24 protein-coding genes are annotated in these 25,712 nt (G+C 68.0%); 4 read left to right on the forward strand and 20 right to left on the reverse strand.

What is annotated here, in order from left to right:
* Positions 1-114: 114 nt before the first annotated feature.
* Complete coding sequence (gene mobF, locus AC0IX4_RS22780) at positions 115-4,953, forward strand: MobF family relaxase (RefSeq protein WP_471831329.1); 4,839 nt, start codon at positions 115-117, stop codon at positions 4,951-4,953.
* A gap of 98 nt (positions 4,954-5,051) precedes the next feature.
* Here the strand turns inward: mobF and AC0IX4_RS22785 are convergent, their stop codons facing one another.
* From AC0IX4_RS22785 to AC0IX4_RS22795, 3 genes are read right to left on the reverse strand one after another with little or no spacing between them, the layout of a single operon-like run.
* Positions 5,052-5,480: a DUF4913 domain-containing protein gene (locus AC0IX4_RS22785; protein ID WP_471831331.1), complete on the reverse strand. Its 429-nt coding sequence runs from the start codon at positions 5,478-5,480 to the stop codon at positions 5,052-5,054.
* Complete coding sequence (locus AC0IX4_RS22790) at positions 5,480-7,429, reverse strand: type IV secretory system conjugative DNA transfer family protein (protein WP_471831333.1); 1,950 nt, start codon at positions 7,427-7,429, stop codon at positions 5,480-5,482. Before AC0IX4_RS22790 ends, AC0IX4_RS22785 begins: the two co-directional genes overlap by 1 nt.
* Entirely contained in the window at positions 7,429-8,541 is a 1,113-nt protein-coding gene (locus AC0IX4_RS22795; RefSeq protein WP_471831334.1) for a hypothetical protein, read from the reverse strand. Before AC0IX4_RS22795 ends, AC0IX4_RS22790 begins: the two co-directional genes overlap by 1 nt.
* A 383-nt stretch (positions 8,542-8,924) precedes the next feature.
* Here AC0IX4_RS22795 and AC0IX4_RS22800 point away from each other — a divergent pair, with 383 nt between their 5' ends.
* Both AC0IX4_RS22800 and AC0IX4_RS22805 read left to right on the forward strand, forming a co-directional pair.
* Positions 8,925-9,611, forward strand: coding sequence for an adenylate/guanylate cyclase domain-containing protein (locus tag AC0IX4_RS22800; RefSeq protein WP_471831336.1), 687 nt, complete (start codon positions 8,925-8,927; stop codon positions 9,609-9,611).
* Positions 9,608-10,099 (forward strand): Pycsar system effector family protein, encoded by a 492-nt coding sequence (locus AC0IX4_RS22805; RefSeq protein ID WP_471831337.1) that lies wholly within the window; start codon positions 9,608-9,610, stop codon positions 10,097-10,099. Before AC0IX4_RS22800 ends, AC0IX4_RS22805 begins: the two co-directional genes overlap by 4 nt.
* A 186-nt stretch (positions 10,100-10,285) precedes the next feature.
* Here AC0IX4_RS22805 and AC0IX4_RS22810 read toward each other — a convergent pair whose 3' ends face one another.
* The 4 genes from AC0IX4_RS22810 to AC0IX4_RS22825 form a co-directional block, all read right to left on the reverse strand.
* Positions 10,286-10,843, reverse strand: coding sequence for a DUF6461 domain-containing protein (locus tag AC0IX4_RS22810; protein ID WP_471831338.1), 558 nt, complete (start codon positions 10,841-10,843; stop codon positions 10,286-10,288).
* Positions 10,844-10,914: 71 nt separating this feature from the next.
* Positions 10,915-11,550 (reverse strand): hypothetical protein, encoded by a 636-nt coding sequence (locus tag AC0IX4_RS22815; RefSeq protein ID WP_471831339.1) that lies wholly within the window; start codon positions 11,548-11,550, stop codon positions 10,915-10,917.
* A 427-nt stretch (positions 11,551-11,977) separates the two neighbouring features.
* Positions 11,978-12,460, reverse strand: coding sequence for a hypothetical protein (locus AC0IX4_RS22820; RefSeq protein ID WP_471831340.1), 483 nt, complete (start codon positions 12,458-12,460; stop codon positions 11,978-11,980).
* A gap of 182 nt (positions 12,461-12,642) precedes the next feature.
* Positions 12,643-13,128, reverse strand: a complete 486-nt coding sequence (locus AC0IX4_RS22825) for a hypothetical protein (protein WP_471831341.1) — start codon at positions 13,126-13,128, stop codon at positions 12,643-12,645.
* A 395-nt stretch (positions 13,129-13,523) separates the two neighbouring features.
* On the opposite strand from AC0IX4_RS22825, the gene AC0IX4_RS22830 reads away from it, so the two are divergent.
* Positions 13,524-13,895, forward strand: a complete 372-nt coding sequence (locus tag AC0IX4_RS22830; protein ID WP_471831343.1) for a histone-like nucleoid-structuring protein Lsr2 — start codon at positions 13,524-13,526, stop codon at positions 13,893-13,895.
* A 3-nt stretch (positions 13,896-13,898) separates the two neighbouring features.
* Here the strand turns inward: AC0IX4_RS22830 and AC0IX4_RS22835 are convergent, their stop codons facing one another.
* The 13 genes from AC0IX4_RS22835 to AC0IX4_RS22895 form a co-directional block, all read right to left on the reverse strand.
* Positions 13,899-14,474 carry a hypothetical protein gene (locus tag AC0IX4_RS22835; protein WP_471831345.1) on the reverse strand — a complete coding sequence of 192 codons (576 nt, stop codon included), beginning with the start codon at positions 14,472-14,474 and terminating at the stop codon, positions 13,899-13,901.
* A 17-nt stretch (positions 14,475-14,491) separates the two neighbouring features.
* Positions 14,492-16,132, reverse strand: a complete 1,641-nt coding sequence (locus AC0IX4_RS22840; RefSeq protein ID WP_471831346.1) for a VldE C-terminal domain-containing protein — start codon at positions 16,130-16,132, stop codon at positions 14,492-14,494.
* A complete protein-coding gene (locus AC0IX4_RS22845) occupies positions 16,129-16,455 on the reverse strand; it encodes a transposase (protein ID WP_471831347.1) in 327 nt (108 codons plus the stop codon). Before AC0IX4_RS22845 ends, AC0IX4_RS22840 begins: the two co-directional genes overlap by 4 nt.
* On the reverse strand, positions 16,455-18,281 hold the full coding sequence (locus AC0IX4_RS22850; RefSeq protein ID WP_471831349.1) for an ATP/GTP-binding protein: 1,827 nt from the start codon (positions 18,279-18,281) through the stop codon (positions 16,455-16,457). Before AC0IX4_RS22850 ends, AC0IX4_RS22845 begins: the two co-directional genes overlap by 1 nt.
* A gap of 80 nt (positions 18,282-18,361) precedes the next feature.
* Positions 18,362-19,879 carry an SCO6880 family protein gene (locus AC0IX4_RS22855; RefSeq protein ID WP_471831350.1) on the reverse strand — a complete coding sequence of 506 codons (1,518 nt, stop codon included), beginning with the start codon at positions 19,877-19,879 and terminating at the stop codon, positions 18,362-18,364.
* Positions 19,876-21,393 (reverse strand): hypothetical protein, encoded by a 1,518-nt coding sequence (locus tag AC0IX4_RS22860; protein WP_471831351.1) that lies wholly within the window; start codon positions 21,391-21,393, stop codon positions 19,876-19,878. Before AC0IX4_RS22860 ends, AC0IX4_RS22855 begins: the two co-directional genes overlap by 4 nt.
* Positions 21,390-22,229 (reverse strand): DUF8175 domain-containg protein, encoded by an 840-nt coding sequence (locus AC0IX4_RS22865; protein ID WP_471831353.1) that lies wholly within the window; start codon positions 22,227-22,229, stop codon positions 21,390-21,392. Before AC0IX4_RS22865 ends, AC0IX4_RS22860 begins: the two co-directional genes overlap by 4 nt.
* Positions 22,226-22,861 carry a DUF8175 domain-containg protein gene (locus AC0IX4_RS22870; RefSeq protein WP_471831355.1) on the reverse strand — a complete coding sequence of 212 codons (636 nt, stop codon included), beginning with the start codon at positions 22,859-22,861 and terminating at the stop codon, positions 22,226-22,228. Before AC0IX4_RS22870 ends, AC0IX4_RS22865 begins: the two co-directional genes overlap by 4 nt.
* 41 nt (positions 22,862-22,902) lie before the next feature.
* Positions 22,903-23,187: a hypothetical protein gene (locus AC0IX4_RS22875; protein ID WP_471831356.1), complete on the reverse strand. Its 285-nt coding sequence runs from the start codon at positions 23,185-23,187 to the stop codon at positions 22,903-22,905.
* Positions 23,184-23,495 carry a hypothetical protein gene (locus tag AC0IX4_RS22880; RefSeq protein ID WP_471831357.1) on the reverse strand — a complete coding sequence of 104 codons (312 nt, stop codon included), beginning with the start codon at positions 23,493-23,495 and terminating at the stop codon, positions 23,184-23,186. Before AC0IX4_RS22880 ends, AC0IX4_RS22875 begins: the two co-directional genes overlap by 4 nt.
* The gene (locus tag AC0IX4_RS22885; RefSeq protein WP_471831358.1) at positions 23,492-23,785 is read right to left on the reverse strand and encodes a hypothetical protein; all 294 of its coding nucleotides are present in this window, start codon (positions 23,783-23,785) and stop codon (positions 23,492-23,494) included. Before AC0IX4_RS22885 ends, AC0IX4_RS22880 begins: the two co-directional genes overlap by 4 nt.
* Positions 23,786-23,826: 41 nt before the next feature.
* Positions 23,827-24,471 (reverse strand): DUF6668 family protein, encoded by a 645-nt coding sequence (locus AC0IX4_RS22890; protein WP_471831360.1) that lies wholly within the window; start codon positions 24,469-24,471, stop codon positions 23,827-23,829.
* Between the two features lie 29 nt (positions 24,472-24,500).
* The coding region (locus AC0IX4_RS22895; protein WP_471831361.1) for a cutinase family protein at positions 24,501-25,712 on the reverse strand (1,212 nt) is incomplete at its 5' end.

Genomic DNA, 25,712 nt, shown 5'->3' on the forward strand with positions numbered 1-25,712 from the left:
CCTCACGGGGGGTCTGACGCGCCTTGAATGGGCCGTTGAGCGGCCGGTTAACGCCCCGTCAGGATGCCCCGCAGGGGCACCGATCATGGGTGTCAGGGGCGGTGGTGTGCGGTGATGACGCTGCATCGCCTGCACGCAGGCGACGGATACACCTACCTCACGAAGCAGGTCGCCGCGTGCGATCACACCGTCACCCGCGGTCAGAACATCGCCGACTACTACACCGCCGAGGGCGCACCTCCCGGACTGTGGGCCGGCCGCGGCGCGACCGCACTCGGTGTCGACGGTGTGGTGTCCGAGACGCAGATGAAGGCACTGTTCGGCGAAGGGCTGCACCCGGACGCGGAAGCGAACATCGCCCGCGCCGCAGTGTCGGGTGAGGGTGTCGACCGCGCCGCCGCCGCGCAGCAGCTCGGTCGCCCGTTCCCCAGCTTTGAGAACAAGGTGCCCTATCTCGCCGCCGCCAAGGAGGCGACGACCGCCGCGGCGAAGGACACCGGCACGGCGTTGTCGGTGGGGGAGCGCCAGCGTGTGCGCCTCGACGTGGCGCAGTCGTTCTTCCGCGACGCGCACGGGCGCGACGGACTTCCGAAGGAGCTCACGGAGTTCATCCGCGCCCAGGAGTCGAAGGTGCGTCACCCCGTCGCCGGATACGACCTGGTGTTCACTCCGCAGAAGTCGATCAGCGCCCTGTGGGGACTCGGCGGCGCCGCCGCCAAGGAAGCTGTCGAGCGTGCGCACACCGAAGCGGTGAACGAGACGTTGGAGTGGATTCAGGCCGAGGCCGGGTTCACCCGCCGCGGTAAGGGATCGACCGAGCAGGTCGAGACGGACGGGTTGGTCATCGCCCAGTTCGTGCACTACGACAACCGCACGGGGGATCCGAACCTGCACACGCACTGCGCGGTGTCGAACAAGGTCCGTACCACCGTCGACGGCAAGTGGCGCGCCCTCGACGCGCGTCCGCTGCACCGCGCCGCGGTCGCCGCAGCGGCCCGCTACAACTCCCTCGTGGCGGACAAGACCACCCGCTACGTCGGTGTGCAGTTCGAGGACCGCGCCCGCGCCGACGGCAAGCGTCCGGTGCGCGAGATCGTCGGGTTCGACCCGGAACTGTTGTCGGAGTTCTCCCGCCGCGAGGCGATCATGGACCGCGCGCGCGAGCTGACCGAGGAGTACCGAGCCGAGCACGGGCGCACCCCGTCGAAGGCGCAGCAGATCCGCCTGGTGCAGCAGGCGACGCTCGACACCCGGTCCGGCAAAGCCCCGCCGGTGTCATTGTCGGTGATGCGCGGTCAGTGGCGTGAACGCGCCGAGACCTTCCTCGCCGCGCGCGGCGCCGAGGGTGGGGTGGACGCACTCCTCGCATCGGTGCAGGCACCGACCGCCACGTTCGACATCGTCACCGAGATCGACACCGACCAGTGGGCGCAGCGCGTCATCGACCGCGTGTCCACCGCCCGGTCGACGTGGACGGAGGCGAACGTGCGCACCGTGGTCGAGGACGAGCTCTCCCGCATCCGGTTCGCCGACCCGGCGCAAGCCCGGCGCGCCGTCGAGCAGGTCACCCACGCCGCGCTGCACCGCGATTCGCTGCTCCTCGACATCACCCTCGACGACCTCCCGAGTGCGCTGACTCGGGCGTCGGGGGAGTCGGTGTTCACCGACCACGGCGCGTCCCGCTACTCCTCCGCTGCGGTCCTCGACGCCGAGCAGCGCCTCATCGACGCCGCTCACACTCAGACGGTGTTCACCGTCTCGGCGGAGGCATTCGACGGTGCCCGCGCACGCCGCGAAGCACTCGAATCCGCCCGCACGGGCGGGGAGTTCGTGTTCAACGACGGACAGCTCGAGATGGCACGCCGCCTGGCCACCGCGGAAACACTCGTCGCCGTCGGTATCGGTCCCGCCGGCACCGGCAAGACCGCCTCGATGAAGCTGCTCGTCGACTCCTGGCACGAACAAGGCCGCACCGTCCTCGCGCTGGGACCGTCCGCTGCCGCCGCGACGGTGCTCGGCGAGGACGTCGGTGTCCCCGGCCGCACCATCGCCTCCGTGCTGCACCGGAACACCATCGGCACCGAGACCGGCATCGAACGGGGCACCCTGATCCTCGTCGACGAAGCGGGCATGGCCTCGACCCGCGACCTCGACCGGCTCGTGGCCCTGGCCGCCGAACGCGGCGCGGTGGTGCGCATGATCGGCGACTCCGCACAGCTCAACTCCGTCGACGCCGGCGGTGCGCTCGGCATGCTCGCCCGCGAGACGAGCGCACCGGAGCTCGTCGACGTGGTGCGCTTCCGCGACCCCGCCGAGGCGACCGCGTCGCTCGCACTGCGCACCGGCGACGACACGGCGATCGAGTTCTACCGTACCCACGACCGGATGATCGGCGGCACCGACGACGAGCTGCTGGTGCGTCTGCTCGACGATCACCTCGCCGACACCCGCACGGGGTTGTCGTCGGTGATGCTCGCCCCCACCAACGAGCAGGTCCGCCAACTCAACACCGCCGCCCAGGCGATCCACCACACCGAAGCCGGCACCGGCGACGGGATCTCCGCGCCGCTCTCGGACACCGCCCGCGCACATGTCGGCGACGTCGTCGTCACCAGGCGCAACCGCGCCGAGCTGCGCGCCACCGACGCCACCGGTCGCCGCTTCTCCGTGCAGAACGGTGACCTGTGGACCGTCACCGGTGTCGGGGAGGACGGCAGTATCGCTGTCACCGGCAACCGGCACGGCGCGCACACCGTTCTGCCAGCCTGGTACGCCCGAGGGCACACCGAACTCGGTTACGCCCACACCATCCACCGCGCCCAAGGGCTCACCGTCGACGTCGGCCGCGCACTGCTCTCCGACGCCGTGGACAGACAGGCCGCCTATGTGGCGATGACCCGAGGCAAGACCGGCAACTACGCCTACCTCGTCACCGACCAGCTCCCCGACCCGGACCTCGACCACGCCCCGGGGCCGGAAGCGACACCGACAACGGTGTTCGCCGGCATCCTCGCCCGCGACGGCGAGGAACGCGCCGCCGTGGAGCACCTCCGCGAGGGGTTGGCCCGCGCATCGGACCCGCACCGGTTCCGCGAGTACTACGACACCGCCGCCGCGAAACTCGGCGACGCCCACGCCCGCCACCTGCTCGACACGGTGCTCCCGACCGCGATCCACACCACTGCGCGGGCGCAGCGCGGGTGGGACGCCGCCGTGGCCGGTGTCCGTGACGCCATCGCCCGCGGCGCCGACGTCGACTCCGTCATCGACATGCTCAGCAACCGTGGGTTGCACAGCGCCGGCAACATCCCCGTCGCGATCCTCGCCCGCCTCAAGAACGTGCAGACACCGGCGGTCGCGTCGACGGTGCCCGTGTTGCCCCCGCAGCACCCCGGAGCGGACACGGAGCTGCGCACCTTCGCCACTGCGATGGTCGCGGCGATCATCGACCCGCACGGCCCCGACGCGGTGTGGGCGACGGACCTCGACTACACCCACCCGCAGCAGCAGGCGTATCGGAACGCGGTGCGGGCGCTGATCGACATCGACACCGACACCGCCCTGCAACACGCACTTCCCGCTCGTGTCGCCGACACCCTCACCGATCGCGAGTGGACAGACCTGGCCCGCCGCGTCGTCGACACCGCACTCGGCGCCGACACCGCCGGGCTCGATCTGCACCTGATCCGGTTCGACGACACCGAACGCACCACGATCCGGGCTGTCGTTGCGGCCGTCGCGGAGATTGTCACCGACCTCGACCCGGATCTCACCGCCTACACCGACGAACTGCGCTCCTACCTCCACATGAGCGACAGTGCGATTGAACCGGCGGGCGCACCCACCGCGGACGAACCCGCCACCACACACGGCCAGGCGCAGGTGCCCGATCGGGCACCGCGGCGCACGCTGGACGATCGCCCCGAGGCGGTGCGCACTCCCGCGCACGCGAGCATGGACGTCGCCGCGGCCGCCGAGCAGATGCGGCGTGCCCCCATCCGGGCACTGACCGACGACCAGCTCGACGCTGCCGTCGCGCAGGCTCGCACCCGTCTGGCCGCACTCGACCGCGACATCCGCCTCGCCAACGCCGCCAGGGCGGCAGCACTGGGCGGACAGTCCGTGGCAGCAGTACGTGCCGAGCAGGCGCAGACGGACACCGCAGCAGCGGCGGTGCGCAAGGCGATCGCCGCACAGCACCGTGTCGAGCGGGCCGGAGCAGGGCTCGAGCGCGCCACGCAGGCCGAGCGCGCCGCCCGCGAACCCGACACCGGCCGCTTCGGGCGTCGCACCGTCGATCACGCCCGGATCGCCGATGCCGCCGCGGACACCGATCTGTGGACCCGCCGCCACCGCGCCGCCGTCGACGCCGCCGCAGACGCGACCGCGGCCGCGCCGCCGCGTGAGCAGTGGGACCAGATCCAAGCGAACGCCGAGGCAGCGGAGCAGTCGCTGCCCGACAGGATCTCCTCCGCGCAGCACGCCGACAACCGGGCAACATCCGCCGCCGACGCAACGCTCCGCGCAGCACGCCCCGAACGCACCGCCACGGCCGCCCGCGTCACCGCCCTCCAGGCAGAACGCGATCGCCGCGCCGCCCTCGACCCACAGGAGGTAGCCGCCGAGACCGCAGTGCGGTCGGCGCAACCCGCCGTCGAGCAGCGCGCGGCGGCGAACCCCTTGGCCGAGATCCCCACGGAGGAGCTGCGCCGGAAGCTTCGGGAGGTAAGTGTGAGCCGGAACCACGCACGCACCGCGACGATCGCAGCGCGCCGGGAGAACACACTGCGCAGCTACCGCGCCGAACTCGATCGCCGAGCCGACCTCACTCCGGAGCAGGCCGCGGCGGAGGAACGGCGCCGGCGACCGGCCGCGAAACCGACACGCGCCGAGCCCGCCCGCACCGTCGACACCGCAGTCGACCGCAACCGCGACCTCGGCCCGGATCTCTGACCACGTATCGGGAGTGACCGGCCGCTCAACGAACGATGCCCGCGAGGAACATGGTTCGTTCCTCGCGGGCATCACCGAGCGGTCGTGGTGAACCGGTCTCAGAGGCCGGGATCGTCGGGGTGGGAATCGTCCTCGCGTGGCATCGGCACGCACGGGAGCGGGCCGTGGCCGTTCCAGGTGCCGTCCGGGTCGACGTGGCTCATGGGGCCGGTCGCGCCGTCCAGGAGCACCTTCAGATGCGCGTCGACATCCGTGATCCACCACCGCGACATCGCCGACGGGTCATCGCTCACCACCGCCCCCTCATACGCCTGCCACAGCGCGGTCAGACGCTCGTAGACCTCCCGGTGACGCCACCACCGCGGATCCCAACTCAGTCCGCGCCCGGGCGAGTTCGACACCTGCCGATTGATGACCTGACAGAAATAGAGCGTCACGAACTCCTCGACGTCGGCGAACACCGGCTCCGGATCGGCCTCGTGGTCCGGGAAGAGATCGGCCTCGTCGCCGGGATAGGCGTCGGTCATCAGTCCTTCTCCCAGTCGTACTCGTCCGGATCGTCCCCGTCGTCGACGTCGCTCCGATCGAGGTGGAGCTCGTCGCCGGCGACGCCGGCGAGTAGTTCTGCGGCCACCTTCTCCGAGCCGGCGTAACGGCCGATGGATTCCCGGATCAGATCGGCGTCGTCGGTCTCCCACCAAGGGAGCTTCTTGATCAGTACCGGTTTGTTGCCGGGGACGACGAGCAGTGCACGCTCGCTGGGCATCGCCCGGATGTCGGCCTCGGTGAGGATCGGGCGCTCCTGCCAGCTCTGCGACGTGCTGCCTCCGGATCGCCCGTTGCTCCGGGTGGTGGTCTGCACTTCGTGTGTGCCGACCGTGGAGGACAAGCCGCGCGCGTAGGACTCGACGTTGACGTTGCCGCCGTAGAAGTGCATGGACCCTGACACCATGGCCTCGAATTCCTCCCTGCCCCAGGCTTTCTCGCCCTGCTGGGGGCTCTGCAGAATGGCGATCGGAATGATGCCGTGGGAGCCGAAGTAGGAGAACTGGTTCGGCAGGTCTTCGAGCAGCACGGTGTTGGCGGCCTCGTCGAGGACGGCCACGAGCGGCACCTCGAGACGACCTTCCGGGGCCGAGTGGGTCGGCCGCCACCAGGACTGCGGCCACCACGCGGGCATGTGGGCCGGGTAATCACGTCGGGGGCTACGCACGGCGACCTTGATCCCGGCGTCGAAGATCTGCCCGAGGAGGGCGGTGATCAGCGGCGTTGCGGTCCCCGAGCCCTTGTTCGAGTGGGTGTAGAGGGTGTCGGTGCTGGTGACGAAGTCGTACGGGTCGAACTCCGCTCGATCGTGCGTGACGTCCTGCCGTCGGCGGCGGATGCTGCGTTCACCGGTCTGCGGGTGCGGCAGCACCTCCATCGTCACCCGCGACGGTGGTGTGACGACATTGGCGTAGTCCTCGTCGATCAGCACGCTCAGGCACTTGCGGGCCATATCGAACAGGCCGTCGCGCTGGCGTTCGTTGATGTCGAGGGCGGTGCGGATCTTGTCCGCCGCCCGCCGGTGGCCGGCCACCTCGAGGATGTCCGCCGGTGTCTGGTCCTGGTCGCGGCCGAGCCAGGCGAGGGTGTGCAGGATGTCTCCGCCGCCCACGGCCGCGGCGAGCAGGTACAGCGCCAGCAACTCGGCGGAGCCACCGTCGAAGTAGTTGCTCGTCGTCGCACCCTTGGTGGAGGACCCGGAGACGAAGAACGACGCGAGACGGCGAGCATCCCCCATCTCCCGCACTCGTTTGAGCGGGTTCCACCAGAACGTGACCACCCGCGATCCGCAGATCTCCTGCAGATCGAGCATCCACACCCGGCCGAGGCGTTCACGGGCGAGGCGCGTCGCGGCGTGCAGGTCCGGTTTGGTGGTGTTGGCGATCACCGGCCCGGGGGCACTGATCACGGCGCGAATCGCCAGCGTCACGGTCTTGCCCATCCGCATCCCGGCGATGGCGACCATGACCGCCTCCCACGTCAGATACACCGGCACTTTCCCACGAACGGTGTAGCCGATCAGGAACCCCCAGGACCGGGGGTCCTTGGGGGAGAACTGCGGGACCAGCTTCTGCGACGCCGACCGCGAGATCCCGGACAGCTTGCCAGGATTCGCCATCGTCTTCGCCTTGGAGTCGATCCAGGTGCGACCACGTGCCCACCGCCGCACCGCAGCCAGTGTCGGAACGAGAACCGCCGACCCCGCGAACGCCGCGAGGACGGTGGACTGCCACGGCCACGGCCGACGACCACGGACCGCATCCAGGGTTCCGATGATCGGATCGGGCGAGGTGTCGAAGCCGGCGAACAGCGACCCAAGCCACCACGCGCCCACCGCGATCACCACGCCGACCGCAGCGACAACGATGACGATCAATGCGGCGGTCTCACCGATCGACGAGCCGCCCGACCGCGTAGTCCGGGCGGCCATCACCGCGCACCCACTGCCGCGCCGACGACGCAGAACGCCCACATGACCCATCCGAACAGCAGCATCGCCGCCGTCTGTGTGGCGTAGGACCAGGCCAAACGCGGGTTCACCCGTCCGTTCATGAACCGGTCCCAGCCCACCATCCCCGCCGCCACCACGGCGGCGACGGTGACGAGAAAGATCACGCCGGCCCTGCCGGCGACGAGCACGCCGTCGACCGCCGCGGCGCGATCGGCCGCCACGTCACCGGCCCACCAACCGCCGAAGTCGACTCCCAGCGCCGCCGCCACCGACGCGAGCACCACCACGCACGACGCAGCCACGGTCCAGTTCAGGCGCCGGAGAACGGGGATCTTCGTGACGGATTCGTGGCCCGACTGTTCGGTCTTGCCGACTCTGGCCTCACTCGGGTGAGCGAGCACCGAATCGTCGTCGTCGCGAGTGTCGGGAGCGGCGGGAACCCACGCCTGCGCGAGCCGGTCCGGTTCCCGCATCAGGTCGCCGATCTGCACAGTGCCGCTGGCGTAGGCCGCGTCGATACCGACGGTGTAGGACACCACCAGGACGAACCCACCCTCGCTCACGATCCGCTCGACGAACTCCGGTGGAGGATCCGTGAGTCGGTACTGCGCGGCGACACCGTCCGTGACGACGATCGTGCCGTCGTCGTCGACGCGCCAGGACACCTCGTCGGACGGTACGGACAGCACCTGCTCGTCGACCGCGGTGAACCCACGCCCGTGGTACCCGTCGAGCAACGACCGTGCATCGTCGGCAATCAACCACCCGTCGATCGATGGGTTCACCAGCAGCGCCGACACTTTCCGCACCTCGCCGCCGGATGACACCGGAACCCGCATCGGCGCGATGCGATACGTCGTCGGCATCACCACATGGATCGACGCTTCCGGATCAGCCGGCCCACAGGTGGCATGGCGGACATCGACGTGGGTCGACCCCGGAAACGGGGTGACACCGAACCGCACCGGTCTCTCTCCGAGTGTGGTGCCGCAGATCGCGCAATCACCGAGCGGCTGCACAGCTTCCCGCACCTGTTCGGCGAGCCAGGGCGGGAGTGAGCGGTCGAGGACAGCGTCGTCTACAAACGACATCTGCCCGGTCACGACTGTGCTCCGCGCATGGGCAGCACGAGACGGGAGGGATCAGAAGACAACGAGGAAAACGAATTGACCTGCATTGAAGGGAGGGCCTTTCGGGAGCGTCGAATCAGCACGCACGCGCACAGCGCGACACAGACAGGTGCCGACACCGCGTACGCACCGGTGATGGACGCTCGACCGTGACCCTCATCGACGGTCGAACGAGATTGAGCGTATCGCATCCTGTCCGGTCTGCCTTGAACCTCTGATCTGGGTTGCGGGCAAGCTGCGCATACCGCAGCTGTCGGCGATGCAAACTATGCTTCCGAGGACGGCTTGGCTACGGATCGGAGTGCTTTCGCGTGTCAGCAAAATCGGAGGACATCGACACAAAGATGTCAAGCGTCTTCAATGAACCGTGGGTCATTACGGATGGTTCTGTAGTTCCGAAGACCGAAGATGTCACTGAAAAAAATGGCGGGCGCCGGCTAGAGGCAACTTACCTTTATGCAGACATGGCCGATTCAACGCTTCTGGTGAAGCGCTTCACGAAAGAGTTCGCGGCGCGAGTCATGCGCATGTATGTTAAAGCTGCCGTGGACTGCATTCGTCACAAAGATGGCCATATCCGCAGCTTTGACGGGGACCGAGTCATGGGCATATTTATCGGAGGAAGTCGACGTAACCAGGCGGTAGAAGCAGCGTTGGCAATAAATTGGGCCGTCGAAGAAGCGATCAATCCAAAGATAGAGAAGCGGCTTGAACCGCAGAATCTCCAATGGTCCGTATCTCATCGAGTCGGCATCGACGACGGAGAAACGTTGATTGTACGAGGGGGCGCGCGAAATAATAGTGACCTGATTTCCCTCGGCCGAGCTCCGAATGTTGCAGCTAAGCTCTCGGGAATTCGCGGCGAAAGAGGACAAATTACAATTACTACTGCGGTCTACGATGCCTTGAAGAAGAGTAACCAATTCACGAATGGGGGCGAGGGAAAGGCAATGTGGAGCGATCCGACGTCGCGCTTAGTCGGCCCCTACAGTCTCTACACGCGCAGTTGCGGTCGGTACCGTAAGCCGTGACCACCGACCCGACGCACACCGCTTGGCAGATCCACTCTGCAATCACAGACTGGACGGGCAAGGTCGACACGAAGGCATCGTTCGCACTGACCATCGAATCAGCAGTCTTGGCGGGTGTTGTCACGTTGTCCGCGAGTGACCGTGCTTTAGCCAACCTTAATGGTTGGGCTGTCGTATGGTACGTTGCCGGGCTCGCGTTCCTGATCGTGGGTCTTCTTTTTGCTGTATGGGTTGTTCGTCCTCGCCTTCGAGCGCAGCAAGTCACGAACGAAGCGCCAACAAACTTTATCTATTTTGGTCACTTGAGACATCTGACGCAAGCAGATGTGGAGAACAAGTTGCGGCACGACGATGTACTTCCTGTCATTTCGAGGCAGTTAGTCGAAATGAGTAAGATCGCCTGGACCAAACATCGAATGGTTCAACTGTCGCTAACGCTTGCACCAATTGGAGTTGCACTACTAAGCGTCAGCGCTACATACCGCTAGTCCCAATTTGGACCCGCCCGTGACGATTATGCGCAGCACCTCGGGTGGCAAAGTCCACGGGGATAAGCGCAAGTACGGGTGCTGAGCAGGGATTACGTCATAATCTCACTATCGGCAATGATTATCAGGCCGATATTCGTTAGTGGCTGACCGTGGAGTCCAAGATGGCTGGCCCGCCCTCTGCGGTCAGATTCGCGTAACGACGGTGATGGTGAAGCACGTCGTCTCGAGTAGGTTGCGTGTTATACGGACACCTGTGAGCCGTTCTGCCAACGCGAACGATCCCGCTACGTGGTGAAACTCCGTCCCTGGTGTCTCGTCGAGATCGATTCCGCCGACCTCGCCGATCAGGGCGACGATCTGGGCACGTGAGTCCGCTGGCTGCCGGTCAGCGAGAACGCCCACCAGGTCAGAGTGCGGCAATAGTGGCTCGAACGAGATTCTCCTGCTGCCCTCCGACCACCACTCGAATCTATCGGCACCGTGGGAAACAACATCGTGTTCCATGAATATCTGGGACATTGCACTCTCTGAGATACCGAGAAATCCCGGCGCCTGGAACAGCATCGTCCACCCGCCTTCGAGTGCGGCAACTGCGACCGATTGAGCTTGCACACCATCAACTTCGTGCTGATCAGCCAGGTCGCAACTCTCCCGAATTGCGGCTCGGGCGCCAACTACAGGGAGTCTGTCGGCTGATGTCTCAAGACTGGCCAGAACATCTTCCGGGGTGCTCGCGGCCACGAGGGCCAAACACTAACCGTCTGAGGTGAACGGTCCGAATTCTTCGACCCAGAGGTAGTCGCGATAGTTCGTCACGTCATTCCTGTTCGGTCGTGTCGCCTTCCCTCGGGGAACGCGCGGAACATGAGTCCGACTAGTAGCGACAACGCGATGCACAGCAGAGCGAACATGCCGGCTGAATTGCGGAAGAGCACGGAGTCTTCCATCCGTGCCTGAAGCGACGAGGGGTCCACAATTCCGAACCCACGGCTCTGCGGCGGGCTGATCGCCGCGACGGCCGCGACCGACAGACCGAGGATCGCTGACACGGCCGTGGGCCACCAGCAGACGACCATCGCTCGCGTGGGCGATGAAGCGGCTCGATGGCGGTCGGCGTTCCTGGTCAACAACATAGCGCCGATGAACGACGCGATGCAGGCAACGAAGATCAGCAGGGACGACGGCAGCCACGCTGGCCCGAGTGTCACGAAGGCATGTTGGTAGCCCAGAATCGAGATGCTGGCTGTCGGTGCATCCCCCAAGTCGGCGGTGAACGGGTCGAACGGCGTAACGGGCGCGGCGAAATGCCACAACAGCGACAGCACCACCGCGAGGATCACCCCGTAGGCCACCGGAGTCGCCCATTTTCTCGTCATGACGATCAGACTAGGTCTCCGCTTGTCGACGCTGGTCACTGCATCGATGTGCTTGATACGTTCAATGGTCAAGAATTGGTCTTCTGTCTGTCTTGGGGCTCAGGCGGCAAACATGACGCTGCCGTCAGCAAAAAAACCGTCGGGTGGTTGTCTATCGCGGATGGCTTCGAGCAGGTGTGCCGGCGTCGACAGGGGTACGAAGCCGTCGGCCAGAATGCGTCGGCATCCGTCGAGTTCAATGATGACGTATTAGTCGTTCGTACCGGCGATGGTGGTTGCGGTGGACGTTGCCCGGTCAGCGCACGGGCCGGCGGGGGCGGTACCCGCCAGGGCGGCGTTCCAGTCGAGGTTGTCGGTGTTGTCGAATCAATCACCTTCGATGCCCTTGAGCAGCTATTATGTCATAATATAAATTATCGGCAACGGATATTGTTACCGATAAGACGTATTCTGACACGTTCGCCGGCGGCCTCCAACCAACGCGCGCTTCCTGGTCGACCTACTCGCCCTCCATTACCGGTTCGGGTTGCTGACCGTGCCGTCGACGCCATAAGTCGCCCATGTCGTCGGCGAACTGGAGATCGACCCGCACCTGAGACGCTCCGGAGACGCTGTACGCAACCTCAACTGACTGATCCCGCGAGAGCACTTGCGGGTACTTGTCGACCATCTGCTGTTGCGCATTCTGAAGAATTGCGGACAGGCCTGGTGCGCTCATCATTTGACTCGACAATATCCCTCCGTAGGAACTGAGGTTTGTCGGCACGCCGAACATCCCCCGCGGGTACATCGAATCAGCGTGGGAACCAATGGCATCAAGTGTTCCGCTCATCCCGCCGGTCAGGAGCTCCCGGAACAGCTCCTGCATTGAGATCTTCTCCTTCGCAGGGTGACATGCGTCCTCGAGCCGTTTGCCGTCCCCATCAACGGCGTACACGTCGACGTCGAGGTCCGTGATCGGACCGGAGCTAGCGTTGTTCACGGTGACGGTCCATAACCCCTGACCGATTGGTAGCGGTTTGATGGACGCCGTTACTGCGCGGATACGGCCACCGCTGTTTCCTGTCTCCGTTGCGCCGACCGAGTAGTAGGTGTTGTTGTCCCGGCCGGCGATGACGTTGCGTTGAGTCGAGGTGAAGTTGTGCGCGGAAACGGACGATCCGTCTACTGTTCCCGCGCCTGGGTAGGGTTTGGCGGCTCCCGATGGGCACGCGTTGCGACTCGGCCGATCCGCAGATCGCCTGCAGCTGCGATGTCCTCGGCGACAACTCCGCTCCCGCCGTCGACAGCCACGTCTTCGACCTCGATGTTGCCTCCAACCGATGCGCGGCGGATCACGACGCCGACGGTGGCCGACAGCTCGGGAGCCTGCTCCTCGACGACTACCAAGAGCGCTTGCGCGAGATCCAGCAGCTCGACGTCGGTTCCGGCACCAGCCTGTTCGAGTTTCTTCGCGAGGAGTGCGCGGCGAAGTTCTTCATCGGGCTCCTGCTCCAGCCCCTCCATCTCCGCGGTCACGGAGCTGTACCGGTTCTTGATCCAGCCCGTCACGGCCGAGTAGGCGTCACCGATTGCCCGTCTTGTGGTCTCGCGCGTGCCGTCCGACGCGCCGAGTGCGATCGCCGCGACGATCAGAGTTACGGGCTCCATCGAACACCTCCTGTGATGTGGTCCTGCATGGCCATCGGGCCGACTCTGAATCTAGCGGCCGGCACCGACACCACTCGCCCAGGAAGGGCGCCAGCACGGCGTGTCGCATGCTTCGAGCGCTGTGATGTGCTGGATGACCGCGGACTGATCACGCTGTGAAAGTTCTCAACACCTGGAGCGTCGGCAGCAAATTGGTACAAGCCGCCCTAATTGTCATCTGGGGAGTCCTTGTCACACGTGGCCGCGGGCCAGTTCGGAAATGGGAGTCTCACCCGGCGCTCCCGACGTCCAAGCTCTCGACACGTGCGTCGTGAACCTCACCCGATAGTTGCGCGGAAAGAATCGCGTTCCGCGAATGTCCGAAGCCCTGCAGTGCGAGCACTAGGCTCCCGGACGTGGCGAAACGCGAAATCGTGGAATTGACCGACGACATCGACGGCAGCGGCATCGCCGACGGGGCCGGGGAGACGATCGACTTCTCCGTCAACGGAGTCGATTACCGGATCGACCTGAAAGACAAGAACGCCAGAGAGTTTCACCGCAAACTCGACTACTACATCGAGCACGCCGAGCGGGTAGGCGGTCGCAAGCGGAGCGCCCATTCGTCCGCGGTCATCGCTGCCGCGGCGGCCGCAGGGAAGTCCTCGAAGCGTGATCCGGAACAGACGCGGGCGATCCGGGAGTGGGCGAACGCGAACGGGTACGAGGTCAGTGACCGCGGCCGGATCCCCGCGGCGGTGGTGGAGGCGTTCGACGCCGCCCACTAGCCCTCACAGGCTGCTGCTGGTGATCCGGTAGTCGCTGACCTTCCACTCCCCCGAGACGTCGTTCAGGGTCACTGTGGCGGTGTAGGTGGTGTACGGGGTGGCCTGCCCGGACTGGTGCTGCACGGTCTGCGCGATGGTCACCGGAACCGAGGCGGTGTCGCCGTCGACGGTGGTGTCCCCGTCGGGCCGCACGACGGCGGTGAGGGTGTCGCCGCTGCGCGCCCACGACGCCCACTCCGAGATGGGTTTCGGGGCCGGTGACGGAGCCTGTGCGGCGGCGGTGGCCATCGGGCCGGTGAGGTGGCCGGCCTGAGAGTGCAAGGCGTCCCAGGTCGAGTCCTGCACTGCCGGTTGCCAGGTGAACACGCCGGCCATGACGACTGTGGCGACGTCGACCGGGTCGGTTCCGACGGGGTCGATGGTGAATCCGGCGTCGGTTCCCCCGGCAGCGGGGGTGTCGTCACTGTCGCCGGTGAGCCACAGCGCGACGGCGGTGCCGACGGCGACGACCAGGACGACGGCCAGGGCCGCGAGCACGGTAGCGACGGTGGGGCGTCGGCGGTGGTGGGTGTCGAACACGGGTGCTCCTTGTCGGGTCATCGGGCGAGCTCGTAGTCGCCGGCGGTGGCGGTGATGGTGGTGACGTAGTTCTGTGTCTCCGCATACGGGGGGATGCCGCCGAATTGCTGCACGGCTCCGGGGCCGGCGTTGTATCCGGCGAGCATCAGTTCGATGGGGTCGCCGGTGATGGAGCCCGACTCGATGCCAGGGCGCAGAGTGTCGGCGACAGAGCAGTTGTAGCGGCCTTGAGCCATGACGGCGTCGCCGATGTCGTTGGGGTCTCCGGCTCCTGCGGGTCCGGTGACCTTACCGGTCTCGTCGACGGGGAAGCCGTAAGCGGCCCACGTCTCCGGCATGAACTGGGTGTATCCCAATGCGCCGGAACGACTGGCGAGGCCGGGGGTGAAACCGGATTCTTTCTTGAGCTGAGCGGCGAGCAGGGCGGGGGACAGTTCGCGGCACTGCGCCGCGGACAGCGGCAGCCACTTCTCGAACTCCGGTGGGATCTGACCGGACGCGAGGTCGGCGTGGTCGCCGATACCGGCGCCGGGTGCAGTGGTGCAGGTGCCGTTCGCCTTCGGTGCCGATCCGGCCCCACCCGGTGCGGCGCCGTACCTCTGACCGGGTGCGGGCGGTCCGTGGCCGATGGTGGTGACGTGGACGTGGTCGAAGTGGTTCTGCGTCGGTGATCCCCTGTCCTCCATGACGTTCGGTTCACCGTCGGAGGGGATGTACTGCTGCCGCCAGATCATGTACTCGATCTGCAACACCTCGCGGTTGGCCCAGAGATAGTCCTTGACCTGATCGCCGAGCGCCTTGCCTTCCTCAGAGGACCAGTTGTCGATCATGATGTCGGCGGCCCGCCCGGACGGGTGGTCGGGGAAGTCGTCCTTCGGTCGCCATCCGCCGATCGTGGTGATCTGCGGGAACTTCGCGTGGACGGCGCGGGCGACGCGGACGGTGTCGACCTGGAAGTGCTCCTCCGACCCCACCGACGCCGGGAGCGCTGCCATCTCCGCGCCGTTCGACGAGGCGGCGACGTCCGGGACGGTCGGGGCCGTCGGTGTGGTCGACGGCGAGCTGCCCGGTGTCCCCGAACCGGCTACACCGGAACCTGGTTCGGCGGCTGCAGCGTAGAACGGTGCCGGATCGACAGCGTTGCCGGGCGCCCACCCGCCGGGGTGGTACTCGAAGTGCAGGTGCGCGCCGGTGGTGTCGCCGTTGTTGCCCTCGTTCGCGATGTGCTGCCCGGCGGTGACCTTGTCCCCGACTTTGACGAGGACGCCGTCGGGGAACATGTGCCCGTAGACGGTGGAGACGACGCGCCCGCCGATGTTGTGGTCGAGGACGATCCACTGCCCGAACCCGTTCGCCGCACCGGCTTGGGAGACGACGCCGTCGGCGTAGGCGTAGATGGGGGCACCGATCGGTCCGGCGAGGTCGATGCCGTTGTGCGCGGTGCCCCACCGTGGGCCGAAGCCGCTGGTGAGCTGCGCTTCGCCGGTCTTCATGGGTTTGGCGAACGATCCGGCCGGGACTCCCCCGGCCGACGGCACGGACGTGCCCGACGGCAGGCAGTCCTCGTCGCCGCTGGGGCTGAGGGTGGTGACGAACAGGACCACGAACAGTGCGGCCGCGAGGACTGCGACGAGGGCGACGATCCCGCCCTTCTTCACCGCCGGGCCCCGCTCATGACCGACTCGGCGGCCACCGAGCGCGGTGCTGCTGCGGCGAGCCGGTCGGTGAGTCGGCGGTTGACTGCGAGGAGCCGCTCGATCTCGGCTTCGGCTGCCCGCAGTTTCGCCACGACCTCGTCGGCGGCCGGGGCGCGGGAGGGCCCGAATTCGGTCTTGATCCACCGGTTCACGGTGTTGACGTGGGCGCCGATCTGTTCGGCGATGGCGGTGACGCACTGGTCGCGGGAGGCGTAGTTGGGCCGGGAGGACCGGTAGGTGGTCAGCGCCCAGTTCCGGACGTCCGCCTCGTAGCGGGGCCGCATCACAAGTCCTCGGTGCCGGTGTGAGCGGCGACGAGGTCACCGCGGCCACCCTGGAAGTACTCGGCGAAGCGGGCGTTGGTGTCGTGGACTCCGGTGTCGAGCTCGACGTCTGTGAACACCGTCTGGATGGGGATGCCGGGGGTGTTGTCCTTGGCGACCTTGATCAGGAACTTCCCCCGCCCGATGGGGGCTCGTGCGGTGCGCCGTTCCGCCGAGCGCAGCGCCGCCCCGCGGGACCAGGAGGTCACCATGCCGGCTTCGGCGGGGGTGAACTTGAGTTCGCCGGAGAGTCGTTCGACCTCGCCGATGGGCAGTCCCCCGCACACGACCATCCCGGCGCGGTCGATGAACCCTTTGGCGGTCTTGATGTCGGCCTCGGTGGGCAGGGTTTCGAGGTCGCGGCCGGTGTGGGTGATCATCAATAGTCCGGCGCCGTCGGTGCGGTTGAGGCGGGAGATCTCGTTGACGCGGGCGACCATGCCGGGGCCGGCGCCGATGACCTGCCACAGCTCGTCGAGGGCGAGCAGGAACAGCCGCTGCCGGTCCAGTCCCGCGTCGGCGAGCAGGTGAGCCGCTTCCACGGTGCCGTAGGCGTCGGCCCAGCAGGAGAGCATCACGGCTGCTTTGAGGGTCGTGTCGCCGCGGTCGAGGGAGGAGACGTCGATGACGATCATGGGTGCATCGAGGTCGAGCGGTTCGGAGGTGTGGTCGGCGAAAATATCACCGAGCGGACCGGAGATGAGCGCTCCGAGCGCCTGCATCAGCTCCGTGATCTGCTCCCGGTACCCCTCGCGTGTCGTCTGGTAGGCCGCGCGCTGCATGGCCGCGGATCCGGTATTGATGCGCTGGTACAGGTCGACCAGCAGCGGGGGCCGGTCGTAGCTGAAGCCGCCGTCGGAGTAGAGCTCGTCGAGGGCGGTGCCGATGAGGGAGTTCTCGAACGCCTTCACCGAGTGGGTGTCGTAGCGGATCAGCTCCACCAGGGCGCACACGGCATTGACCTGCCGGGTCCGCACGGTCAACTCCGCCGTGCCGATCAGGTCGTCGAGCTGCGCGATCCTGGCGCGGTCCCCGGCGGCCGCGGCGTCGACGCGGGCGCGGCGGATGCGAGCGACGGCTTGCCCGAGGGTGCCCGCGGCGAGCGGGTTGAGGTGCCCGCCGCCGTAGCCGAGGGTGACGACCTGGCCGCCGACGAGGTGCGCGAGCTTGACGTATTCGGCCTTGATGTCGCCGGCGACGATGGGCGTCTGGCCCCACGCGATCGCGCCGAGCAGGATCTTGCGGATCAGCGAGGATTTGCCGAGCCCGGGGAGGGAGAGGACGAACATCGACGGGTTGGCGATGTGGTTGTCGCGGAAGTAGGCGAACGGGTCGCACGAGACGGCTTCGCCGGTGATGGCGTGCTGGCCGACGATGGTGCCCGAGGCCGGTGCGGCGGCGCCGATGGCCCACGGGTTGAACCCGCACACCTGCACCGACGATGCCTCGTACTCGATGGGCGCGGGGACGGCGAGCATCCGGCCTCCGCCAGGGCCGGTGTAGCCGCGGGAGGTGGGGCGCTTGGCTCCCCGCCACCAGGGGTCGCCCGTCAATTCCTCGGTCACCTCACCGTGGGCGTTGCGCCACCAGGTCAGACCGAGGCCGGTGCGGGTCCACCAGGCCGGTTCGTCGTCGTCGCCGTCGGCGATGCGCTGCGCCAACTGCTCGTAGTCGACGTCGGCGATCAACCAGCGCACCCCGCGAGGAAGCATCTGCAGTTGGACGTCCACGCCGGCGTCCGGATCGAGATCGTCGAGATCGTGGCGGGGACTGGTGGCGATGCTCATGGGGGACCTTCCGGTGGGAACGGCGGGCGGGATGGGGCGAGCGACAGGTGGGTGGCGCTGACGTGGGTGGTGCGCCCGGCTCAGCTGTGCCGCACCAGCGCCGAGGTGGTGACGTGGTCGGGCAACAGGAACCCGACACCCAGGCCGGCGGCGAAGGCGGCGTCCTGGAAGCCGTGGGCGCGGCGCAGCCCGAGGCGCGCGCGGGCGGCGAGCGATTCGATGACCGCGGCGGCGTTCGCGACGTCGGCGGGATCGGCCACGGTGATGGTCACCAGCGCCGAGTAGCGCAGTTGTCCGGCCCCGGCAACCATTTCCTTGCGGGTCTGCGAGGTGATCTCGAGGCGCTTCTCCGCTTCGGCGGAGCTGATCTTCGCTCCACGGGAGTTGATGGCGTGCAGGGCGTCCCGGTGTTGCTTCTCGACTTTCTTGGCCGCGTCACCGGCGGAGAACGGCCGGTAGATCAGGGTGAGGCGCTTGCGGAGCAGGTCGTCGTGCGGTTGGAGCAGCGGTTTGAGGACGGTGTCGGTGAACACCGATTCCGGCGGCGCGGCCATCTCGTAGACGACGGAGACGACGCCGTCGTGCCGGTACTGCCCCCACGCCGAGGAGGCGCGGCCGGGACCGGCGTCCTCCCACGCCACCCCGTGATCGAGGCCGGCGATGTCGAGTTCCTCGAAGTCGTTCTCCGTCGACGGGTTGTACGAGCGGTGCACTGCGGCGGTGATCTCCGCCGCGGTCATCGGCTGCGCGTCGATGCCTGCCCCGGCGAGGTTGCCGTAGAGGTCGGGCAGTCGCCGCGCCAGCTCGGCCGCCATCTCCTCCGGATCGTTCTGTCGTTCCTTGGTGGTGGCGCGGAAGGTGATCGACAACCGGGCCAGGGTGCGGTGCCGACCGGACGGCATCCTCACCGACGACTGCCGCACGAACGCCGTGGACAACTCCGGTGCGTGCGGGACGACCTCACGCTCGACCAGACGGGACAGGCGCAGTCCGGTCGCGGGAATGTTCTCCACGACCACCTCGGCGCCGACGATGTCGCCCGGCAGTCCGAGGTCGGCGAGGTAGACACCCCACTCGGCGGTGTAGAGGTCCTTCTCTCCGCGGGCGACCGCTTCGTCGCCGCCGGGGAGGCAGTCGATGACGACGGTGTACCGCTGCTTCTTGGGGTGGTGGATCAACCCGAACTCGTTGCCGTGCCGGTCGATTCCGACGTAGAGCGTGGTGTGCGCCAACCACCCGGGCAGTCGGTAGCGGCCACCGGGGATCGAAGAGTGCGGTCCGGCGTGGTACTCGGCGGAGCGGCTGACGCGGCTGCGGAAGAACTGCATTCTCAGGTGGCCTTTCTCGTAGAGGGAGCGCCCGCCCGGCGCGATCGCCAGCGGCGCGAGGAGCACGGCGCCGAGCGCCATCAAAGCAAGGCCGGCGGGAACGTTTCCCCAGATCAGGACGGCGAACGCGAGGGCGAAGAAGCCGCCCGCGTAGGCGATGACCTTGTTGGAGAGCCCGAACGCGAAGGTGCTCTTGGGGCGCGTTCCGGCGGAGTAGATCGCCGGTTCCTCGTGGACGGCCGCACTCGAGGAGAACGTGGGTGCGGTCATCGCTGAATCCGGCCGTGATAGTTACCGACTGCGCCGTCGGCGGCGGCGCCGAGGCTTCCTGCGATCTGTGCGGCACCGCGGACGCCGGACCCGGCGGTGCGCATCGCACCCGCGGCCCCGGACATGACACCGCCCGTCGCCCGTCGGCCGCCGGAAGCCGCTCTCGACAGCGCGCCGGTGGGTCCGGATCGTCCCGACGAGCTGGCCGAGGCCGATCCGCCCGTGTAGCGGCCCTGCATCCCGGGGACCGGTTTCGCGCCGGTACCCGCAGCGCCCATCCCGCCGCCACCGCCGCCGGACGACGGCGGTGAGACGGTCCGGGCCATACCGCCCAGGGCGCGAGCACCGGTCGCGGCGGCCCCACCCGCCAGCGCCCCACCGGCGGCGGCGAGCCCGGCGGCCTGCACTCCTCCGGCGGCGATGGTCTCCGCGGCCGGGGCGATGATCCGCACCAGCGTCGGTAAGGCGAATCCGACGATCGCCAGCAGCACCGACCCGATGATGACCGAGGACACCGGATCTCCGGACGTCGCGGACTGAGCCCAGAACGCGAACAGGTACAGCAGGGTCGCGACCGGCTTGAACAGCAATGCACCGATGGTGAAGGCGATCATCGACTTGTACGACGAGCGTCCGGTGGCTGTCGCCGACGATGCTGCGGCGAGCGGGATGACGGCGACGACGACGCAGAGCACCGCCTCGCGGATGAGCAGGGCGATGAGCTGGGCGACGGAGCCGAGGAAGGCGAATCCGGCGCACGCGAGGGCGAACACCGGGCCGAGGCCGGTCTTGTCGTCGAACGCGGTGATGGCGGTGATCTTCTCGTTCAGGTCCGCCCCGACGAACTCTTTCAGGGCGAACGCCGATGCCGCGTCGCCGCCCTGGTGGAGCATGAGCACCAGCACGGGGAGCAGAGAGACGGTGAAGACCGTGCGCACCAACATGTTTGCGGTCTCTGTCGCGCCTTCCATCACGGCTTGTTTGCGGGCGATGGCGAGTTTGGTCATAGCGATGACGATGGAGGCGAACAGTGCCGCGACGGTGAATCCGGAGACGATGTTGCGCAGTCCCGACATCGCCGTCTCGGCTCCCAGTCCCGGTATGCCGGTGGTCATCCAGAAGGTCATCACGGTGCGGAAGGCTTGGGCGTTGCCTTCCATGACGGCTTTGGCGAAGTCGCCGACGGAGTCGCCCCAGAATGCGGAGGCGGCGGACGATGCTGCGGTGGCCACGGCTGCGCCGGGGTTGTCCTCGAACGAGTTGAGCAGGCACGCACCTTCGGCCACTATCTCGCCGGTGATCCCGTTCATGAAGTTCTGGAGGGCGTTCCCGTCGAGTGTGTCCGCGAGGCATTCGCGCCGATCCTGTTGAAAGGCGTTGCCTTCGTCGACGATTCCGGTCACCGGGGCCACCGGGGGCGGGGTCGGTTCCTGGGCGGCTGCGGTGCCTGCGCCGAGGCCGAGCAGGGCGAGGAGCACGATGACCGCCGCGGCGAGCCGCGTCAGCCGCGTCACGAGAGCGCCCAGGGGGTGAATCCGGCGATGCTGGCGACGTCGGTTGTCGCGGAGACAGACCGGTTGTCGAGTCGGGCGCGCCATTCGCCGCTGTCGTGGAACAGCGAGGCCCGCATGACCTGCCAGACGGGGGTGGTGCGCCGCTGCCCGTTGTCGTCGATGGGGATGTTGAGCGCGTACTCGACGGAGGCGAAGTCGTCGGTGCAACTGACGATCCGGAACGCCTCGGGTGCCGGGAGCGAACCCGCCGCCGAGAAGCCGTTCCCGGTCCAGGATTCCCCGGCCAGTTGGCTTTCGAGCTCCGGTGTCGAGACGGTCAGCTTGTCGTAGGCGTCCTTCGCCACCGGCCCGGGGCCGTAGACGCGGCCGATCCAGTTCCACCCGGCCAGCGCGGCACCCTGGGGGGTGCGGGAGTACCCGGTGAGCACGTTGCCCTCGATGCGGGTGGGACCGTCGCTGGTGGAGACCAGCGTCGGCAGTCCGACGGTCTGCTGGATCTGCACGCCGGCGGGAGAGGAGACAGGTCCGGCGGTGTCGCATCCGCTGCGCTCGCCTGCCGGTTCCTGCGTGAGCGGCGCTCCGACAGGGTTGTTCGGGACGGTGACCTTGCGGCCGAGGATGTCCACGACGGGGTTGCCGAACCCGGTGCGGCCGTTGTCGACCGAACCGGGAGCAGACGGCGCCGGTGCAGGCGCCGATGTCGTCGACGGGTCGGCGGTGTCGGTGGCCGCGTCGTCGTCCCCGAGGTTCGGAACGACGAAGATCAGGCCACCGATGACGGCCAGGAGCGCGACGACGGCGGCCGCGATCAGCAGGCGGCGGACGAGGGTGCTCATGAGGCAGCTTTCAGTTCGGTGTAGCCGGCCAGGTCGTCGAGCTCGGCGGCGTCGATGTTCTCCTCGGGAGTGGGGAGCACGATCCGCCAGTCGTCGCCGACCCACTGCAGGGCGACGGGGTAGCTGTAGAGCTGGGCGTCCTCGCCGATGGTTTGTGCCACCGACACTGCGGCGGTCGCCGCGTCGGGCTCGTAGGCGGTGACGTCGAAGCCGACGAACCGCGGAGCGGATGCCTGCGGCACGGTTCCGGCGACGGTGACGGCGGCGCGGGCGACCGCGAATGCGTCGCGTCCAGGGCCCGGGGCGGTGACGGTGTTGACCACTTCGGGCCAGGTGCGGTCGTCGGCGACGGCGAGTGCGGTCTGCCCGTTGATGGCGGCCAGCACGGCTCCTTGCGGGCTCTTGTCGTATCCGTGGCGGGTGACTCCGGTTCCGGTCGACGGTCCGGCACTGGGCGAGCTGGGCACGCTGACGCCGCCGACGGTGCGCCACTCGAGGTCGGCCGGCGCGGAGGCGGTGTCGATCTGTTCCTCGGCAGGGGCGGCGGTGTCGCTCGACTCCGATCCGCAGGCTGCGGCGATCAGGACGACGGCGACAGCGGAGGTGACGCGGGCGGTGCGGGACAGTGTCACGGGCGGTGCACCTTTCGGGGAGTGGATGGGTCGGCGAGGGTTCATGCCAGGACCGCTTTAGCTATTCCGGCGGCGGATCCGATGACGGCCGCGCAGAGAAGGATGCGGACGAGGGTGCCGTCTTCGACGACCTGTGTGCCGGTGGACTTGCGTTGGTTGACGAAGACCGCTCCGCACACGAACAGCGCTGCCACGCAGACCATGACGGCGAACCCCAGCAGCCAGGACAGGGCGCTCATCAGCGGATCCCACACGTCGGCGGGGAACGTCACCGAGCCGGTCGGCGGCTGTGCGAGCACCGCTTCGGTGGCGGCTTCGCCGGTCACGGTGTGGTTCCGCTGCCGGTGGAGGTGGCGCCGGCGGTCGTCTGTGCGGTGTCGATCATCCAGTCGATGCCGCCGTTGAGCGCGATGGTGGAGATGGCGACGCCGGCGATACCGCCGAACAGGGTGCCGACGGCGCGAGAGCTTCCGGACACCAGGAGGACCACACCGAAGGCGATGGCGATGCCGGACGCGATCAGGGTTCCGCGGGCGAGCGTGTCGAGCGGGCCCAGCGCCGAGTCGAGGACACCGGTGGCGGCGCCTTCGAGTTCGGCCACGCCCGTGCGGACGATCGCGGCGGGGGCGCTCACAGGACGAGGCCGTTGATCAGTCCGGCGGCGGAACCGAGAACGACTGCCCCGACAAGGATGTACCCGAGCGCGCCGGTTGCGTCGCCACCTCTGCCGGTCAATTTGTCGTAGCCGAGCTTGACGCTGCAGATGGAGGCGGCGGCAATGGATCCGAAGATGCAGCCCATCATCAACCAGCCCATGAGCATATTGATCTTGTCGCCGAATTCCCCAGTGGGCATGACGGGTTCGACGTCGCCGATGTTCTGAGCGAGGAACACGGTGGCGTCGGTGCGGAGTGTGGTGAGCATGGTGGGTCCTTCCGAAACGGGGTGGGTCGATCCGAGGTGGGTCAGTGCTGAGCTGCGTGGCGGGCGGCGTCGAAGGCGGTGTGACCGGCGGCGACGAGGCCGGGGTGCGGGGCGGCCGCGGAGGTCACCGAGCGCATCCGGCCGGGAGGCGGCGGGTCCGGTTCGGCCGGTGACCACACCGCGAGGTCGGAGTGGGTGTGTACGCGCAGGTCCGGCACCCACGGCAGGTGCCACACCGCGGGTGCGGCGGACGCGACGACGTCGGCGCTGCGGCGCAGTGTCTTCGGTAACTTCCCCGGGGCGTCCGGGACCAGCGCCAGACCGAGGACGGTGCACCCGCCGGTGAGACCGGCGGCGAACTGGAGCAGCAGGTCGTGGGCGGCGGCGAGCCCGGTCCGGTGGGTGCGGGCGACGACGATGACCGACCGGTACCGGTCGTGGGCCGGCCACCCGCCGTGTGCGTCGGCGGCGGGTGCCCAGACGCGGGCGAGGGTGGACACTCCCGCGCCGCCGTGCGCGCCGAGCAGCCACATCACCGGCGCTCGCCCGTCGCCGGCGATCGGTTCGGTGTGGACCGGTGCCTGGCGGTCGGCCGGTGGGATCCGCAGACCGGCGGGGACGACGGGGGCCGATCCCGAGGTGTCGTCGCTGTAGAGCTCGTGATCGTTGATCGGCTGTGCGGCCATGTCGACGTCTCCTTCTGCGGGTGAGTCGGTCACCTGGCGGCGGTCGGGGTTGACCCGGCCGTCGACGGCGGCGGCGAGCTGGTGGTCGTCGGTGCGGCCGTGGTGGTGCCGTTGGTGGTCGCGGTCCGGCTGCTGGTCGGTGCGGCGCCGACGGCGCTCCGGGCACCCGCGGTGAGGATCTGACCCGCGCTGCGAACGGTGTCGGGGGTGGCGAGAAGCTGCGTGCTGCGGCCGAGGACGGCTCCGACCTTGTCGGCGAGGGTGCTGTCGCCGGTGAGGTCCGCGGCGAGCGCGACGATCCACCGCACCGTCAATTGCACCGGTGTCTCGCCGCGGGTGCCGACCGGGACGCTGTCGTAGGAGCCGTGTTTGACGGCGGTGTTCCAGTAGGAGGTGTCGGTGACGAGCTGCGCGAGACCGGCGTTGTCGTCGATGGTGCGGGTGACTTCCTCGAACGCGACGTTCACGGCGGAGTCGATCGTTGCCGGGGGAACCAGCTTGACCGCGGCGGTGCCGACCTTCGCGGCGAGGATGCCCAGTGCGGCAGGGGGGTTGGTCAGGCCGACGGCGGCGAGCTGGCCGATGGTCTCCGGGGTGATGACGTCCTTGGCGACGGTGATGGCAGCGCCGATCGCCATACCCGCGATCTTGGTGACCGCGCTGACTGCCTCGTCGATGGCTTCGTCGTCGCCGACGGCTGTCGGGTCGGAGTATTTCGCCATCTTCCCGAGCACGGTGTCGGGGGCGCTGGTGACCTCGAACTGACCGCGGGCACTGTCGAAGTCGAGGTTGTCGTTGACGACCGAGGCGCCGGTGAGCAGTGCGGAGCGTCCGACGGCGGCGCTGACGTCGGTGAGGATGCGTACCGGGTCGCGGGTGTCCATGGAGGACTGTCCGGCGATGTTGGCGACCATCTTCGCCGCGGGGGTGTTCGCGGGGGTGTCGCACGCGAGATCGCCTGCGGTGCAGTAGGAGGCGACGCGGTCGGCGACTGCGCCGAAGTCTGCCTCGGCGGGGTCGGGGGCGATGCCGCCCCCGGCGGGTGGTGTGGAGGCGACGGCCGGTGCGAGCTGCACGGACTGCACCGCCGCGCCGTCGGTGCCGGGGGCGGGTGCGGGACTGGCGTCGTCGCCGCCGAGGACGGGTTCGCCCTGTCCGCGCGTTGGGTCGGAGAACAGTGCGCCGCCGGCGAACCGGTCGGCGTCGATGGGTCCGGTCCCGGCTCCGATCTCGCGGATGAC

The sequence above is a fragment of the Rhodococcus sp. AC861 genome, from assembly GCF_979256035.1.